Below are 16,689 nucleotides of genomic sequence, written 5' to 3'. Positions count from 1 at the left end.
TGATGTGTCCTTCATGGCACCCGCGAGGACGGAAGGGTGGTGCGAGAACGTGGCCGGGACCGACACGCTCGCCAGGCGGCTGTGGAAGGCGATCGAGCCGATTCACGCGGTGGTGTACTTCGCGTCCGAACCCGCCGAGGCGGCGCGCGCCAACGGGCTCAAGGGCTGGTGGATGGGGTACTTCGCGGGCCGCGTCGCCCCGGCCGGGCCGCTGGGGCCGGGCGCGGCGCAGGCGCTGTTCTTCGCGTTCCCGCCGCGCCGCGTGAGCCGCGCGCTGCCCGACGCCTGGTCGTTCGCCGCGCCGGAGAAGATCCTGCGCGGCCACATGGAGGCCGCTCAGGCGGCGCTGGAACGGACGCTTCCGCCCGTCGAACCGCCGGAACTGGAACGGCTGGTCGTCCTGTTGGAGCGCGCCGTGCAGGGCTGCGGCTACGAGGGGCGGGCGCTGGCCGCCGCCTGGGCCTCGGTGCCCCGGCCCGCCGCGCTGGTCGGACGGCTGTGGCTGGCGGCGACCGTGCTGCGCGAACACCGGGGCGACGGGCATGTGGTGGCGCTGGTGCACGCGGGCCTGAACGGGGTCGAGGCCGGGATGACGCATGTGGCGACGGGCGATGTCGCGCGGGACGTCATCCAGACCAGCCGGGGCTGGACCGACGAGGAGTGGGACCGCGCCCGTGAACGGCTCGCCGCCAGAGGGCTGCTCGACGCGGACGGCGGACTCACCGAGCGCGGCCACGCGTTGCGCCTGACGGTCGAGGAGGACACCGACCGCCTGGCCGCCGAACCCGTGACGCACCTCGGCCGCGAGGGCGTGGAGGAGGCGATCCGGCTCGCGGTGCCGCTGAGCCGCCATCTGATCGACAGCGGCGTGATCCCGATGCCCAATCCGATCGGTGTGCCGCGCCCCTGAGTGACGCCCGCGCGACGCCGGGTGCGGGCGGCACCCGGCGTCCACGGGCACATTAGGTACACAACCAACGCGACAGTTCCGCGTTCCCGTGCCGGTGATGGACAGTGTCCTCGACCCGCCCGGGATGCCCGTGGCATATGCCTCCGGCCTCCTGGTGGGACACACCCTCGAACACCAGCATGGAACAAGGGAGTTCACTATGCGACACCGGACGCGAGGCCGCCGCGTTCTCGGGCTGCGGTCCAGAACCGTCCTGGCCTGCATCGCCGCCGCCTCCGCTCTGCTGGGCGTGGCGACCCTTCCCGCCCTCTCCGGCACCGCAGCCGCGGCCGAACAGGAGTACCGGCGTGGGCCGGACCCGACCCTGGCCTCGCTCCAGGCCCAGGAGGGGCCGTTCGCGTACGCCACGGTGACCGTGCCCGACCAGGCGACGTACGACGGTGGGACGATCTACTACCCGACGGACACCAGCCAGGGCACGTTCGGCGCCATCGCGATCTCGCCGGGCTACACCGGCTACCAGAACTCGATCGCCTGGTACGGCCGCCTGCTGGCGTCCAACGGCTTCGTGGTGTTCACCATCGATGTGGAGAACACCAACTACGACCAGCCGAACGCCCGTGGTGAGCAGTTGCTGGACGCGCTGGACTACCTGACGCAGACCAGCTCCGTGCGCAGCCGGATCGACCCCAACCGCCTGGCGGTGGCCGGTCACTCCATGGGCGGCGGCGGTGCCCTGCGCGCGTCCTACCTGCGCCCCAGCCTCCAGGCGTCCATACCCCTGACCCCGTACCACACCTGGAAGAACTGGTCCTGGGTCACGGTTCCCACCATGATCTTCGGCGCCGAGAACGACACCGTCACCGAGGTCGAGGACCACGCCGAACCGTTCTACAACACCCTCACCTCCGCCCAGGAGCGGTTCTACATCGAGCTGAACGCACCGGCCGACCACCTCACCCCCACCAGCTACGACCCCACCATCGGCCAGTACACCCTCGCCTTCGCCAAGCGGTACATCGACAACGACACCCGCTACGAGCAGTTCCTCTGCCCGCCCCCCGCACCCAGCAGCGCGGTCGAGGAATCCCGCAGCTCCTGCCCCGGCTCCTGACCCGCACCACCCCCTCGCACGCCCGGCCCGGACGCCTCTCACACGTCCGGGCCGGGCGCCCGTGTTACCGCGGTCGCGCGCGGAAATCCGTTGCCCGCCGCGGCCGTCGGGTGTGAGGGTGGGCGCGTGCTGAGCGAATCGCACCTGCATTTCCACGGCTGTGTCCGTCCGGCGGACCACCTGCGCCGCCTCGCCGCGGGAGACCGCGTGCTGTGGGACTGGTACGAGACGGAGATGGCCGCCGCCTACGGGGCCGTGCCGCCCACCCGGGAGGTGGTCGAGCGGTACCGGCGCGGAGACGCCGGAGCGGAGGCGGACTTCGAGAAGCTCTTCGTGTTCGGCGACGACGACGCCGGGACGTTCGCCCGGTTCCAGGCCAAGGCCAATCTGCTGTGGGTGACGCCGACCGACGTCACGGACCTCGCCGCGGGCATCCGCGCCGATCAGGCGCGACAGGGCCTGGCGTACGCGGAGTTGAGGATCAGTGCCGACATGCTGCCGGCGCTGTCCGGCGGCAGCGGCACGAGCGTGATCGAGCGCTTCGCCATCACCCTCGACCGCCAGGACCCCTGGACGGGCTGGGAACACGTCAGGGAACTGGCGCTCGGCCCGCACGGGCACGCGCTGACCGGCATCGACTTCTGCGGCGTCGAGGAAGGCCGGCCGCCGAAGGACAAGGCCGCGTTCTTCTCCGCCGTACGGGACTTCAACGCCGTCCACCCCGAACGCGCGCTGGCCATCCTCTACCACGTGGGCGAGAGCTTCACCGACAAGAGCCTGGAGAGCGCCGTGCGGTGGGTGCAGGAGGCCGCCGAGGCCGGGGCGCACCGCCTGGGCCACGCCATCGCGCTGGGCGTCGATCCCCGCCTGTTCGGTACGCACACCCGCGAGGAGTCCGTGGCCGAGCGGCGGGACCAGATCGCCTACGACCTCCGCCACGGCGAGGCCCTGCGCGCCCACGGGGTCCCCGTCGATCCGCCCGCCCTGCGCGCGGAACTCGCCCGGCTCGCGGCGCTGCCCGCCACCGCGACGGTCACCGTCGCCTACGACACCGCGCGGCTCGAAGAGGTGGGCCGCCGCCAGGAGTTCGCGATGGGCCGGGTCCGTGCCTCCGGCGCGGTCATCGAGGTCTGCCCGACGTCGAACCGCAGGATCGCGGGCATCACCGACCCCGCCCGCCACCCGGTGCACCGGTTCCTGGCCGCCGGCCTCCCGTTCGTCGTCTCCACCGACGACCCCGGCCTCTTCGGCATCACCCTGGACGACGAACTCGACTGGGTCTGCGCCCACACCGGCGGCGGCCCCGACCTGCGCCACCGGCTCGTCAGGGCCGGCTGGGAGTACCGCTCCGAAGCCCTCACCGGCCGGGCCGGGGCCACGGCTCGTGGCCGACACGGCTGACGGCCCCGAACGGCGCCGCGCCCTGTCAGGCCCGGCCGGTCCCGGGCCGGAGGGACGGGGTACCGCCGGGGACGGGGATGCGGAGGGCGAGCAGGGCGACGTCGTCCTCGTTGGCGACCGGCCGGACGCGGTCGAGGAGCAGGTCGCAGAACGTGTCCAGCGGGCGGTGCGCCAGCGCGGCGGCGTGCCGGCGCAGGCGCGCCAGGCCCTCGTCGATCGAGCGGCCGGGTGACTCGACCAGGCCGTCGGTGTAGAAGACCAGGGTCGCCAGGGGCGGCAGGCACACGACCGCGTCGGTGCGGACCGCGGCTATGCCGGTGCCGAGCAGCAGACCGGCCCCGGCGTCGAGGAAACGGGACTGCCCCGCGGCCTCGATCAGCAGCGGCGGCGGGTGCCCCGCGTTGGTCCAGCGGAGCTGCCACGTCCCGTCCGTGAGCTGCTCCAACTGGCCGAAGACCAGCGTGGCCAGCGACGCCTCGGCCAGGTGCACCACGGACTGTTCGAGCCGTTCGACGATCGAGCTGGGGGGCTCCCCGTGGGACCAGGCGTGGGCCCGCAGCATGTTGCGCACTTGCGCCATGCCGGCCGCCGCGTCGAGGTCGTGCCCGACCACGTCGCCGATCGCCAGGGCGGTCACCCCGTTGGGCAGGACGAACGCGTCGTACCAGTCGCCGCCGACCTGTGACGCCTGCGGCGCGGGCACATAGCGCGCGGTCATCTCCAGGCCCGGCACGTCCGGGAGCTGCGGCAGCAGATGGCGCTGCATCGTCTCGGCGACCCGGCGCTGCCGCTGGTACAGGCGCGCGTTGTCCAGCGCCAGTCCCGCGCGGCGGCAGATGTCGTTGAGCAGCGACAGCTCCACGCCGCCGAACGCGCCGGACGGCCCGGAGCGGCCCAGCGTCAGCGCGCCGATGACCTCCCGCAGACCGCGGATCGGCGCGATGGCGGCGGAGTGCATGCCCGTCGCCCGGAACAGCTCCGCCTGCGCGACCGCGATGCCCGAGTCCGGGGGGCCCTGGTAGTTCTCCGGCCCGGCCAGCGTCGAGGCGGCGCCGCGCAGCGCCCGCGACAGGGGCATCGGGGACTCCGGCGGAACGGGCGGCATCGGCCCCTGGAGATCCTCCCGGGGCGCCAGGACGCCGTTGTCGTGGCCCACCACGGCGGTGCGCCAGACCTCGCCGTGCTCGGTGATCAGGTCCACCACCGCCCAGTCCGCCAGGCGCGGCACCACCAGCCGGACCAGCCGCCGCAGCGCCTCGTCGGTGTCGAGGGTGGAGGTGAGCAGCGTCGTCGTCTCGGCGAGCAGGGCCAGGCGGTCCAGCTCCGACAGCGGCGCGGCGGGGTCGTGCCGCTCCCACTCGGTGACCTCGGCGGACGTGGTCTCGTGGAAGAGCACCATCGCGCCGGCCGCTTTCCCGCCGATCTCGTAGGGGGTGACCATCCACGCCATCGGCAGCGGTGAGCCGTCGCCGCGCTGGAACCATCCCCGGTCGGCCTGGACGGTCCTGCGGTCGAGGAAGGCGTGCATCATCGGGCACTGGGCGCGGGGCAGGGAGTGCCCGCTGCTGTCCCGGTGCAGCAGATCGTGGGCGTCCTGGCCGAGGAGATCGGCGGCGTCCCGCCGCAGCAGCGTCTCGGCCCGGCGGTTCACGTCGACGATCCGTCCTTCGTCGTCCACCACGTAAACGCCCAGGTCAGGCAGGTCCGGCAGGTCCGGCAGGCCGCGTCGCGCCCGTCTTGTCTCCGGCGGACGCGACCGCCCGGCTCTGCCGTCCGCGTCCGGAGCGATCATGCCCGTTCTCCTCTTTCGCCGCTTCGCCGCGCACGGTGGCGCTGACACCACCTTCCCCCCCCACCATGCGGTGTTTCCGCGTGTCTCGGGGGCTTGTGGATGTGGAAAAGAGAGGGGTGGGGGACGCGGTGCCCGCCGCCGGGTGGTGGGTACGGTGATCAACGGGCCCGGCCCGGACGCCTCTCACACGTCCGGGCCGGGCCCGTTGATCACCGTACCCACCACTCGGCGGCGGTCACCTCGTCCCCCACCGACAGTTCGCCGGACCGGACCACGGAGAACTTGGCGCCGAACGCCACCCCGCCCTCCGGGGCGCGGCGGTAGGCGGCCAGGGTGCGCAGGGGTTCCGGGCCGGCGCGGCGGCCGGTGGCGGGGTCGACCAGCGTGACGGAGCAGCGGATCGCCGTCTTGGTGAAGGCGAGCCGCGTCGTGCCGAGCGTCAGGCGGCGCAACCGGTCCTCCGCGTGGGGCTCGCCGGGCGGGCCGTCCAGGACGATGTTGGGGCGGAAGCGGGCCATGGGCAGGGTCCCGCCGCCGATGCGGTCGTTGAGCGCGGCCAGCGAGACCCGCGTCGTGAGGTGGACCGCGCTGCTGTCCGCGTAGCCGGAGGTGCCGGGGGTCTCGCCGTCCGTCACACGGTGGTGGTCCTCGGGGACGCAGACGAGGCGGCTCGTTGAACCGATGAACTCCGTGAGCCAGTCGGCCGCCGCCTCGCCCTGGTCGACGCCGGTGAACCAGGTCCCGAACAGCCGCACCGCGCGGCGCGCCGCCGTCACCCGCACCGGGACGGCGAGCGCCGGAAGACCTCCGGCCGTCAGCGTCAACTCCCCGCCGTCACCGGAGACCCGGGGGCGGATCAGCGCCAGGCGCGGATCGCGGCGCTGGGTGCGGAAGACGCCGTCCGCGTCCACGATCATGAACGCGCGGTCGTGGGCCAGCCCGGCGGGCGTCGTCGTCGCGGTCGTCAGCGCAACGCCCGCGCAGCCCTTGACCGGGTAGGTGTGCAGCTCAACGACGCGCAAGGCGCTCCTCCAGCAGCGTCACCGCGCACCGCTCGCCCGCCCGCCGGAAGGACGACGTGGAGAGAGTGTCCGCCATGAACTCATCCTGCCCCATCATCCGCGGGACCCGGCGGGCGGGGCGGAACGGCCGTCGGTGACGGCTCCGGTGGTCATGTCGGGCGGCACAGAACGGGGTTGCTGAGCTCGGCGCACGGACGGTGGCCATGGGCGCGGACGATGTCCCGGCCGACCTCGCTGGTCAGGTAACGCAGGAACCCGGCGGCCAGGGAGTCGGCGTCGGGCTCCCCGTAGGTGTAGGCGTACTCGGTCTCCCAGAACGGGTACGCCCCGTGGTCCGCGGCCTCCAGCGTCGCCTCCTGGCCGTCGATCCGGACGAGCAGCAGCCCGTCCCCGGCGTCGGCCGCCTCGCCGACCGCGCTGTAGCCGAGGGCGCCGGGGGTGCGGGCGACGATGTCCAGGACGTCGCCGGTGGAGTCCACCTGGCAGCGGACCACGCCGGTCTCGCCGGGCGCCACCTCGCGGCAGTCGTCGGAGTTGTCGCCGGGTTCGCGCTGTCCGTCGAGGACCTGCTGCTCGAACGTCTTCCGGGTGCCGGAGTCGGAGTGGCGGCTGACGAGGCGGACCGGCACGTCGTTGCCGTTGACCTCGCTCCAGTTGGTGATCTCCCCGGCGTAGATCCGCCGGACCTGATCCAGGGTGAGGTCCTCGACGCCCGCCTCCTCGTTGATGACGAGGGTGAACAAGGAGAACGCGATGGGGCGCGGCAGAAGCCGGGGGTAGCCCTCGGTCTTGACGCCGTCCGAGAAGGTGATCCGGGCCGCGCCGTCGGCGGCGTCCTCGCGGCCGATCCGGTCCAGGTCGCGCAGACCCGCGGCGCTGCCCTGGGTCTCGATGGTGAAACGGGCGTCGGGGCACGTCTCCTCGTACGCGGCGGCGGCCTCGCGCAGGACGGGCGCGAAGGCGGTGGAGCCGGTGAGGGTGAGGTGGCCGCTCGCGCAGTCCAGGGGCGCGGGGACGTCGTCGCCAAGGGCGAGGCCGAGCTGGCCGAGGATGACCAGGACGAGGAAACAGATCAGCGCGACGGACTGCCGGGAGGTGCCGGTGCGGCTGTGGGTCTCCTGGATGCCGCCGTTGCCCACCCCGCCCTTGATGCCGCCGATGATCTCGGCGTCCGGGAACGCGTCACGCCGCGCGCCGTCGGGCAGCGGCGCCCCGTCGGCGCGTTCCAGGGCCGCCAGCACCTTGTAATGGGCGCCGCGGTTCATGGGCACCTTGGGGAGTTCGATCACCCCGTCACGGACGCTCAGGCCGGAGCCGTCGCCGAAGGAGTGGCGCAGGAAGGTGTCGCTCAGCTCGGTGACGACCATCCCGGCGACCCGGCGGCCGGGGAAGCGGACACGGATACCGACCTTGTCGTCGTCCAGGACGGCGTAGTCGCTGGTGTCGATGTGGACGGCGCCGTTGTTCTCGACGCGCAGCAGCACGAACGACGGGTCGGCCAGCGGTGTCCCGTCGTCGCGGCGTAACTCCTGGAGCGCGCCCGCGTACGAGGAGTGGACCTCCTCGGTGGCGGTGGTGTCCATCTGCACGCGGTAGCCGAGGCGCTTGCGGCCCACGAGGACGAACTCGTAGAGCGCCGCGATGACTGGGACGACGATACCGAGGACCGCGAGGGTGACGTCCCAGGGGAAGTTGTCCATGACCGCATCCGCCTCCGCCTCGTGCGAGCGCCACTGATCATCAAGGGTGGGGGGCGCACGCCAACATACGAGGGCGGAGCCGCCGTCGCGGACCCGGTCGGTGAGGCTTCGGCCAGTGTTCACCGGGCGTTGAGCCGTAAGACCGGAAGGGCCCGGCGCGCGGGCGGCGACGGCCGTTCCGGGGGGCGCTTAGACTGGCCGTCCGGCCGGGGGGAACACGAAGGCGCAGGGGGTGGAGCGGTGGCGGTGGACTTCGCCGCGCGGGCGCGGCAGGTGCCCGGGCGGGCGGTGCTGTCCCGGCCGCTGTCGGTGCCGCTGATCGCCGGAGTCGTCGGCGTGCTGCCCCTCGCGGTGGCCGCGCAGCCCGGCGAGGGCGTCCGGGACGCCACGTTCTACCTCCAGCTCGTGGTCGCCGGTTACGCGGGCATCCGGCTGTGCGCGATGGTGCTCTCCGGGCAGCGGCGGCTGATCCAGGGTTCCTTCTGGCTGTTCACCTATCTCGCGATGGGCATCGCGCCGCTCGCGCAGAGCGTCCTGGGCCGCGACCCGACGCCCGTGCTCGGCCCGCGCGGCGACACCCAGCTCGCGACCGCGTACGTGCTGTGCGGCCTGTTCGCCTTCGACCTGGGCGCACTGCTGGCCCGGCACCGGCCCTCGCTGCGCGGCAGGCGCCGCCCGCCCGCCACCGTGCACCGGCAGCGGCTCTACATCCTGGTCGCCATCGCCTACGTCGCCAGCGCGCTGCTCATCGTCCAGTTGGGCGGCCCCTCGGTCTTCTTCGCCAGCCGCCAGGAGATCAGCGCCAGCCTCAGCGAGGCGACCGGCGCCGAGGCGGCCGACTCCACCGGCGGCGAGGCGGGCAACGCCCTGCTGCGCGGCTTCGGCACCGTCCCGGCGATGCTCGCGCTGCTCTTCCTGACCCGCTGGATGGTGACGTCGCGGTCGGCGCGGCGGCGGCCGAGCGTGCTGCTGCCCTGGGCCGGGCTGCTGGTGATCAACGCGATCGTCAACAACCCGATCTCCAACCCCCGGTACTGGTTCCTCACCGTCCTCTTCGCGCTGCTCTTCACCGTCTTCCCGCGCAGCCCCGTCATGTACCGGGCGGCGCTGGCGCTGGGCGTGATCTTCGCGCTGCTCGTCTTCCCGTTCACCGACCGCTTCCGCTACGACGAGGAGGGCCGGCAGGAGGTGGAGACGCAGTCCTGGCTGGAGCCCCTGGTCGTGAAGGACTACGACCAGGTGAACATGTTCGCCAACACCATCACCTACGAGGCGGACGGCAACGGCCACACGTACGGCAAGCAGGTCGCGGGCGCCGCGCTGTTCTTCGTGCCGCGCAGCGTGTGGGAGGGCAAGCCGCAGGACACCGGGTTCCTCGTCGGCGGCTGGATGGGCACCAACAGCGCCAATCTGTCCTCCCCGCTGTGGGCGGAGCTGTGGCTCGACTTCGGGGCGCCCGGCATGATCGGCGGTTTCCTCGGCGTCGGATATCTGGCGGCCCGCACCGACCGCAAGTACGTGCAGCGGACGGTCCACGACCCGTCGCCGGGAAACGTGCTGGCCGTCGTCGTCCCCGTCCTCGCCGGGTACAGCTTCATCCTGCTGCGCGGCTCGCTCCTCCAGGCGTCCGGCCGGATCGGGATCGCGCTGCTCTGCCTGGCCCTGGTGACCACCCTGCGCGGGGACCCGAGGGCGCAGTTGCGGTGAGGCGGGCCGCGTGGCGCGGGTCCGGCACGGCACGATGCGGGCCGTGACCCGCTTCCGCCGCCCCGCCGCCCGCGCCGCCGCCACCGTCCTGACCGGCTGCCTCCTGCTGACCGGCACCGGCACCGCCGGCACCGCCGCCGCGCCACGGCCCGCCGCGACGGCGACCGCGCCCGACATCGACGTGGCGGACGTCCGCTCCCACCTGAACGACCTGGCGGCCCTCACCGAGGCCAACGGCGGCGACCGCGCCCACGGCGGCCCGGGATACGCGGCGGCCGTGGACCACGTCCAGGCCCTGCTGGACGAGGCCGGGTACACCACGACCCGGCAGGAGTTCACCCACGCCGGGGCCACCGGATGGAACCTGATCGCCGAGTGGCCGGGGTCCGCCACCGACGAGGTGCTGATGGCCGGGGCGCACCTGGACAGCGTGCCGGGCGTGCTAGGCGTCAACGACAACGGCTCCGGCGCGGCCGTCCTGCTGGAACTGGCGCTGACCCTCGCCGGGACCGGCGCCCGGCCGGGGGCGGGGGTGCGGTTCGCCTGGTGGGGCGCCGAGGAGCTGGGCATGGTCGGCTCCGGGCACTACGTGGACGGCCTGGACGACGGCGCTCGCGCCGCCGTCACCGGCTACCTCAACACCGACATGGTGGGCTCCGCCAACGCCGGGTACTTCGTGTACGACGACGACCCGGCGCTGGCCACCGTCCTCACCAACTGGTTCGACACGCGCGGCATCGCCACCGAACCGGCCCACGAGATGTCCGGCCGCAGCGACCACGCCCCGTTCCTCGCCGCGGACATCCCGGTCAGTGGCCTGTTCACCGGCGCCGGGCTCGCCATGACCGAGGAGCAGGCCGACCGGTGGGGCGGCACCGCGGGCGAACCGTTCGACCCCTGCTACCACCGGGTGTGCGACGACACCGCCAACGTCTCCGACACCGCCCTCGACCGCACCGCCGACGCCCTGGCCCACGCGGTGTGGGAACTCACTGCCTGACCGCGCCCCGGCCGGTTCCCGGCCGGTCGGAAAAGCCGTCGCCACACTCCGGCGCGCTGGCTAGCGTTCCGTCCATGGTCCTCGCGCGGCACCGCCTGTCCCCCGCCGGAACCGGCCCGGCGCTGCGCGCGCTGTGCGCGTGGACACCGGCCGACGCCCCGGGCGGCGGCCTCCATCCCGGGGACGTGGGGTGGTATCTGCGGTACGACGACGCGGCCGTCTTTCTCTGGACCGACGACGCGGTGCCGGTGGCGGCCGGTTTCCTCGACGGACCCGTGCTGCGCGTGACCGCCGCGCCCGGCGCCGGCCTGGAAGCGCTCGCCGCCGACGCCGGGGACCTGCTCGGCCCCGGCGACGACTGGTCCGACGGCCTGCCCCTGCCCGGGTGGCGGCCCGACCGGGAGACCCCCTGGCTCGTCCTGGCGTGGACCCCGCGGCCGGTGACCAGCCGTGCCGAGCCGGTCGGTGAGGCCGGTGCCGCCGATCGGGTGCTGGTGCAGCGGTCCGCGTTCGAGGGCTCCACGTTCACCGTCGAACGGTGGCGCGCGATGAAGCGGTCCCCGGCGGGCGGGCTGGCCGAGGAGGTCCTGGTGCGCACGCCCGACGGGGAGCCCGCCGCCGCCGCGACCGGATGGGTCGCGGGCGTCGGCAGGTGCGGGCTGCTCGAACCGGTCGGCACCCGTCCCGGCCACCGCGGGCACGGCTACGGGCGCGACGCCGTGCTGGGCGCGTGCGCGGCCCTCGCCCGGCGCGGGGCGAGCGCGGTCGCCGGCGCGACACCGGCCACGAACGACGCGGCGGTGGCGCTCTACCGGTCGGCCGGGGTCACCGTGGTGCGCGAGCAGCACGACTGGGTCCGCCCGCACCGGACCTGAGCCAGGCGTCCGCCCCGGAGGGCCGCGACGCCGGCCGACGCGGTCAGTGCCTGACGACCGTCCGCAGCTCCAGGCCGACCCGCAGCCAGACCGCGCCCGCCTTGGCGGCCGAGCCGACACACAGACCCCACGCCGCGCCCTGGATGCCGCCGACCACGTACCCCGTCATCAGGCAGGCCACCGAGACGGCCGAGAACACCACCTGGATCGGCAGCGTGGCGCGCGGCACCAGGACGCGCAGCAGCAGCAGACCGCAGGTGCCCAGCGCCATCGCGGCGTACTGGCTGCCGGTCGCGGGCAGCAGCCCGGCCGCCGGCTCCCACGTGTCGCCGAGCAGCTCACGGCCGAGCCCGTCGGGCAGCAGCGCCAGCCCGGCCGCCGTCAGGGCGGCGACGCCCGCGAGTCCACCGCCCGCCAGCGCGGCGGCGCGGGCCTGCCGGTGCGGGGTCCCGACCCGGCCCAGCAACGGCGGGCCGAAGCCGGTCGCGGCGTTGAACAGCACGTTCATCGGCCCGAAGAGCGTGGTGGCGCCGCGCAGGGCGCCGACCGCCAGGTGGTTGCCGAAGACGCCGAGGCCGACGATGGCGAGCTGCGAGGCCGCGTTCCCGACGCCGAACTCCACGGCGAACCGGCGCCCCAGATGCCCGCGGTCGAGCAGCGCGCGGGCGCGGGCACCGCGCACCGCGCCCCGTGTGACGTGGGCCAGCAGCAGCACCGACAGCAGCACGGCGGGCAGCGCGGACAGCCCCCAGGCCAGCACCATCCGGCCCGGGCCGGTGCCGTACGGCTGGAGGGCGAGGACCGGGACGGCGACGGCGCAGCGCAGCGTGTCGGCGGCGAGCGCCAGGTGCGGGCGGCCGGGCACGGCGAACGCGTACCGCAGGGTGTCCTGCGTGAGCACGACCGGCAGCACCAGCCCGAGCGCCGTCAGTCCCTCGGGCATGCCGCCGGAGAGCGGCCAGGTGACGGCGGCCAGGACCGCGCCCACCACCGCCGAGGCGTACAGGGTGAACGCACCGGACTCCACGCAGTGCCGGTGCAGCTCGGGCGCGGGCCCCCGGCGCAGCACCAGCGCCTGGCCGACGTACGCCCCGGCGCAGCCGAGGAGCAGCGCGAACACCGTGTAGACGACGGCGAACGAGGCGAAGTCGGCGGCGGTGGACTGCCGGGCCGCGCACACCACGACCGCGATGTTGGTGAGCGCGGCCACACCCTGGTCGGCGACCGAGGCCAGGGCCGCCGCGTTGCGTCTGCCGCTCACTGCCGGGGGGAGCCGTCTTCCAGCTCGCTGGGGTCGAGGATGCGCAGACCCAGCGTCTCGGAGCCGATGTCCCGCAGATCCGCGTCCGGCGGGCGGGGCACGCGGCGCTCCCGCTCCCGCTCGCGGTCCCTGGCGGGGGCGTCGCGGTACCTGATCCGGTCGTCGGCGGCGCGCGCCCGCGCCGCGGCCCGGCCGCCGGGGGGCCCGGCGACGAGCCCGGTCGTGGCGGGGCCGGCGGTCTCGCCCCCGTGCTGCTGGAGTTCGCCGCTGCCGCTGCCCCAGGAGTGCAGCACCGCGCCGAGCAGGATGCCGCCGGCGCCGACGACCAGCTCCCGCACACGGGCGAGGTCGTCGCGGCGGACCTGGCTGGGGTCGCAGACGACGAGTACGCCGTCGACGCGGTCGATGAGCGCGATGGCGTCGGCGTAGGACAGGACGGCGGGGGCGAGGACGACGACGACCGAGCCCTTGGTGTCGGCGTGCGCGATGAGCTGGGTGGCGGCCGGGGAGGTCAGGGCGCGCGGCACGTTCCGCACCCGGCGGCCCGGGACCAGGTCGAAGATCCCGGACTCGCCCGCGTCTATCGGCACGCGCATGCCGGCCGGCCAGCCGCCGTCCACGCCGCCGGGCGAGCTGGCCCAGCCGGGGCGGACGCCGTCGGCGTGCCGGAGCTGGTCGGTGAGGGTGGGGGTGCGCAGGTCGGCCTCGACGAGCAGGGCGTCCATGCCCATCTCGGCGAAGGCGGCCGTGAGGTTGACCGACGCGGCCAGCGGCGTCCCGATGCTGCCGCGCGGCGCGACCACCAACAGGCGGCGGCGCTGGGCGAACGTCTCGTCGTAGGCGAGGCGGAACGCGACCGAGCGGTACTCCTCCGCCAGCCTGCCCTCCGCGAGGAGCTGGTCGGGGGGGCCGCGCCCGGTGCGGGGCAGGACGCCGAGGACGGGGGCGCGCAGGGCGCGGGTCACGTCGCCCGAGGAGCGGACGGTGGGGTCGAACACCAGCCGGACCCAGGCGGCGAGCAGCCCGATGCCGATACCGACGAGATAGCCGAGGCCGAGCAGCAGCGGCAGGCCGGGGCCGGAGGGGCTGCCGGGCGGGGTGGCCTCGGTGATGACCTGGCCGCCGCTGGTGTCCAGGGCCTGGAGGGCGGCGATGTTGGCGTTGATGTCGGAGATCTCGTCGTTGACGCCCGACAGGTCGGCGATGGTCCGGTCGTAGCCGGTGGTGCCCTCCAGGCTGACCGCGAGGCGGTCCTCCAGCTCGGCGCGGCGCTCCAGCAGCGGCTCGCGCTGCTGCTCGTAGGAGTCGATGGTGCGCTGGAGGCTGGCCAGGGCGTCGTTCTCGCGGTTCTGGAGGTAGGCGTCGACGAAGGCGTTGGCCCGCTCGGCGGCCACGTCCGGGTCGTCCGCCGAGTACGCGAAGCGCAGCACCTCGGTGTTGGGCGGATTGGTGACCTGGAGGCCGCTCTTGAGCCCCTTGGCCCGGTCGGTGGGGACGCCGAGTGCCTCGGCGGCGAGCTGGGCGACCAGGTTGCTGACGGCGGTGCGGCGCTCGGAGCCCATCACGACGCGGTCGACGGCGGTCGTCTCGGCCAGCGGGTCGGCCGTGGGGATGCGGACGGTGATCTCGCTGGTGGCGATGTACGTGTCGTTGCTGCTCACACCGAGCCAGCCGCCGCCGGCCAGGCCGACCAGGATGCCGCAGATGATCAGCAGCCGGTAGCGCAGCAACTGGCGGAACTGGTCGCGCAGCAGGTCGGGCTCGTCGTAGGGGTGCCCGGAGGGGCCGCCCTGGCCGGCGAAGCCGCGGCCGTCCTCGCGCGCGGCGCTCATGCGTCTCTTCCCTTCCGGACGGGCCGCCCGGCCAGGGCCAGCGCCTCGTCGAGCAGTGCGGTGACACGGGCCAGCCCCGCCTCGCGGGACAGGTGGTCGCGGGCGTACCCGGCGCCCCTGGCCCCGATGGCGTCGGCGGCGGCGGGGTCGGCGGCCAGCTCGCGGGCGGCGGTGGCCAGGGCGGCGGGGTCCTCCGGCGGGACCAGCCGGCCGGCGTCGGAGCGTTGGATCTCCTGCGCGGTGCCGCCGCCCGCGGCGACCGAGGCGATGACGGGCCGGCCGGCGGCGAAGTAGGAGGTGAGCTTGGACGGCACGCTCATGTCGAGGACGGCGGCCCGCTGGGTGACGACGAGCGCGTCGGCCGCGGCCAGGACATCGGGGAAGTCCTCGGTGTCGGCGGGCGGCAGGAACTCGATGTTGGGCACTCCGGCGGCCAGCTCGGCCAGCCGCGCGCGCTGGCTGCCCTCGCCCATCAGCACGACGCGCAGCTCGGGCGCGTGGCGGGCGGTCTCGACCAGGACTTCGAGGCCCTGCTTGAGGCCCATGTTCCCCGAGTGCAGCAGCACGGTCTGGCCGGGCGGCCATCCCAGCCGGGCGCGGGTCTTCTCGCGCGGCACCGAGGGGCCGCTGACGTGCGACCAGTTGGGCACCAGGCGGATGCGGTCCTCGGGCACGCCGAGCGCGCGCACGCGCGCGCGGAAGGTCTCGTGGATGATGCCGACGAGCGTGGCGCCGCGCAGCATGCGGCGTTCCACGGCGGACGCGGCGGACGCGGCCCGGCCGCCGCCGCTGATGCCGCTCTGCTCGGCGGCGGCGCCCATCAGGTCCTGCACGACGGGTACATACGGAACTCCGTACCGGCGGGCGAGACGGCCCGCGAGCACTCCGCCGGCCAGGCTCGGCACCTGGGCCAGCACGGCGTCGGGGCGGGATATGCGCGGGGGCGCGAGCAGGCCGTGGGCGAGGATCGACGCCTCGTACAGGGCGCGGCGGGCGGCCGTCTGGCGGGCGGGAACGGAGTGGCGTCTTCGGTGCACGAGCACCCCGGCGCGCTCGTCGCGGACACGCCACTTCCCCCGGTACGCGGGGTCCACACGCCAGGCCGGGTAGTGCGGCATGCCGGCGAGCACGTGCACCTCGGCACCGCGCTCCGCCGCGAAGTGCTCGGCGATCTGCGTCGCGTACGGGCCTATACCGGCCTGCTCGGGCGCGTAGTTCGTGGACACGAGCAGCAGTCGTTCGCCGCCGGAGCGTGGCGTGTCGTCGCGCATGGTGATACTCCTCCCCCTCGATACGCCTCCCCCGACAGCGATGAGTATCCAGCCTATCGGCAGAACTCCACCGCGTGTCAGCATGCGGACCTCCCCCGCCGTCGATCGGGCGTTATGGTTTTCGTTCATCAGCTCATGAGCCGAAGGTCCGGACGGGCCGGGGACCAGTGGGGGGTTCGGGCATATGCCGCACACTGTAGGTTACGCGCCGGGGGTCTACGACCTCTTCCATGTGGGGCACCTCAACGTGCTCAGACACGCGAGAAGCAGATGCGACTACCTGGTCGCGGGCGTCGTCTCCGACGAGATGGCCGAGCTGGCGAAGGGGCGCCCGCCGGTGATCCCGCTCGTGGAGCGGCTGGAGATCGTCCGCAGCATCCGGTACGTGGACGCGGCGTTCGTGGAGACGGTCCCGGACAAGCTGGACACCTGGCAGCAGGTCCGTTTCGACGTCCTGTTCAAGGGCGACGACTGGCGGGGCACCGCCAAGGGGGACAAGCTGGAGCGGGACTTCGCGACGGTGGGCGTGGAGATCGTCTACTTCCCCTACACCGTGCACACGTCCAGCACTCAGCTCAGGGGCGCGCTCGACGCGTTGAGGGCCGAGAGCTCGCGGAACCACTTCACCGAGAACGCGGCGCAGAAGAGCACGTAGACCGCGCACAGCACCAGGTAGCCGAACCGGAAGGCGCGTTCGCTGCCGAGGAGGACGAACACGGCGCACAGCACGCCGTAGTCGACCGGCAGCAGCGCGACGGCCCGCACCCGCGAGGGGGGCGCGGCGGGTGCACCGGGGCGGGCGGG

The 16,689-nt window shown here is 74.1% G+C and carries 13 protein-coding genes and 1 pseudogene; 7 read left to right on the top strand and 7 right to left on the bottom strand.

From position 1 onward, the window contains the following. The first annotated feature begins 13 nt into the window (after positions 1-13). The 3 genes from BN2279_RS12135 to BN2279_RS12125 all read left to right on the top strand — a co-directional run bounded on the left by BN2279_RS12135 (position 14) and on the right by BN2279_RS12125 (position 3,425). The gene (locus tag BN2279_RS12135; RefSeq protein ID WP_059008796.1) at positions 14-910 is read left to right on the top strand and encodes an SCO6745 family protein; all 897 of its coding nucleotides are present in this window, start codon (positions 14-16) and stop codon (positions 908-910) included. A gap of 199 nt (positions 911-1,109) precedes the next feature. Next, positions 1,110-2,024, top strand: coding sequence for an alpha/beta hydrolase family protein (locus BN2279_RS12130; protein ID WP_059008793.1), 915 nt, complete (start codon positions 1,110-1,112; stop codon positions 2,022-2,024). Positions 2,025-2,150: 126 nt separating this feature from the next. Beyond that, positions 2,151-3,425: an amidohydrolase family protein gene (locus tag BN2279_RS12125; RefSeq protein WP_059008791.1), complete on the top strand. Its 1,275-nt coding sequence runs from the start codon at positions 2,151-2,153 to the stop codon at positions 3,423-3,425. Positions 3,426-3,450: 25 nt separating this feature from the next. On the opposite strand, the gene BN2279_RS12120 is transcribed toward BN2279_RS12125, so the two are convergent. The 3 genes from BN2279_RS12120 to BN2279_RS12110 form a co-directional block, all read right to left on the bottom strand. Next, positions 3,451-5,217, bottom strand: coding sequence for a SpoIIE family protein phosphatase (locus tag BN2279_RS12120; protein ID WP_059008789.1), 1,767 nt, complete (start codon positions 5,215-5,217; stop codon positions 3,451-3,453). 209 nt (positions 5,218-5,426) lie between these two features. After that, positions 5,427-6,239 (bottom strand): MOSC domain-containing protein, encoded by an 813-nt coding sequence (locus tag BN2279_RS12115; protein WP_059008787.1) that lies wholly within the window; start codon positions 6,237-6,239, stop codon positions 5,427-5,429. Positions 6,240-6,388: 149 nt separating this feature from the next. Next, positions 6,389-7,939, bottom strand: a complete 1,551-nt coding sequence (locus BN2279_RS12110; protein ID WP_059008785.1) for a substrate-binding domain-containing protein — start codon at positions 7,937-7,939, stop codon at positions 6,389-6,391. A 240-nt stretch (positions 7,940-8,179) separates the two neighbouring features. Here BN2279_RS12110 and BN2279_RS12105 point away from each other — a divergent pair, with 240 nt between their 5' ends. The 3 genes from BN2279_RS12105 (at position 8,180) to BN2279_RS12095 (ending at position 11,521) form a co-directional block, all read left to right on the top strand. Further along, positions 8,180-9,646 carry an O-antigen polymerase gene (locus BN2279_RS12105; protein WP_234347781.1) on the top strand — a complete coding sequence of 489 codons (1,467 nt, stop codon included), beginning with the start codon at positions 8,180-8,182 and terminating at the stop codon, positions 9,644-9,646. A gap of 43 nt (positions 9,647-9,689) precedes the next feature. Continuing rightward, the gene (locus tag BN2279_RS12100) at positions 9,690-10,646 is read left to right on the top strand and encodes a M28 family peptidase (protein WP_407702232.1); all 957 of its coding nucleotides are present in this window, start codon (positions 9,690-9,692) and stop codon (positions 10,644-10,646) included. A gap of 74 nt (positions 10,647-10,720) precedes the next feature. Continuing rightward, the gene (locus tag BN2279_RS12095; protein WP_059008783.1) at positions 10,721-11,521 is read left to right on the top strand and encodes a GNAT family N-acetyltransferase; all 801 of its coding nucleotides are present in this window, start codon (positions 10,721-10,723) and stop codon (positions 11,519-11,521) included. Between the two features lie 43 nt (positions 11,522-11,564). On the opposite strand, the gene BN2279_RS29895 is transcribed toward BN2279_RS12095, so the two are convergent. From BN2279_RS29895 to BN2279_RS12080, 3 genes are read right to left on the bottom strand one after another with little or no spacing between them, the layout of a single operon-like run. Continuing rightward, positions 11,565-12,782, bottom strand: a complete 1,218-nt coding sequence (locus tag BN2279_RS29895) for an MATE family efflux transporter (protein WP_104531015.1) — start codon at positions 12,780-12,782, stop codon at positions 11,565-11,567. Next, the gene (locus BN2279_RS12085) at positions 12,779-14,614 is read right to left on the bottom strand and encodes a hypothetical protein (protein ID WP_059008782.1); all 1,836 of its coding nucleotides are present in this window, start codon (positions 14,612-14,614) and stop codon (positions 12,779-12,781) included. The genes BN2279_RS29895 and BN2279_RS12085 overlap by 4 nt, the downstream gene beginning before the upstream one ends. Further along, a complete protein-coding gene (locus BN2279_RS12080) occupies positions 14,611-15,885 on the bottom strand; it encodes a glycosyltransferase (RefSeq protein WP_059008780.1) in 1,275 nt (424 codons plus the stop codon). The genes BN2279_RS12085 and BN2279_RS12080 overlap by 4 nt, the downstream gene beginning before the upstream one ends. A gap of 184 nt (positions 15,886-16,069) precedes the next feature. On the opposite strand from BN2279_RS12080, the gene BN2279_RS12075 reads away from it, so the two are divergent. Beyond that, positions 16,070-16,540 (top strand): FAD synthase family protein, encoded by a 471-nt coding sequence (locus BN2279_RS12075; protein ID WP_059008779.1) that lies wholly within the window; start codon positions 16,070-16,072, stop codon positions 16,538-16,540. On the opposite strand, the pseudogene BN2279_RS12070 reads toward BN2279_RS12075, so the two are convergent. Continuing rightward, positions 16,456-16,689, bottom strand: a pseudogene (locus tag BN2279_RS12070) (CDP-alcohol phosphatidyltransferase family protein); the annotation flags it as partial. The gene BN2279_RS12075 and the pseudogene BN2279_RS12070 sit on opposite strands and share 85 nt — an antisense overlap.

The sequence above is a fragment of the Streptomyces specialis genome, assembly GCF_001493375.1.
GTDB lineage: Bacteria > Actinomycetota > Actinomycetes > Streptomycetales > Streptomycetaceae > Streptomyces > Streptomyces specialis.
The sequence above is the reverse complement of the archived record's forward strand: the minus strand, read 5'-3'. Positions and strand labels throughout refer to the sequence as shown.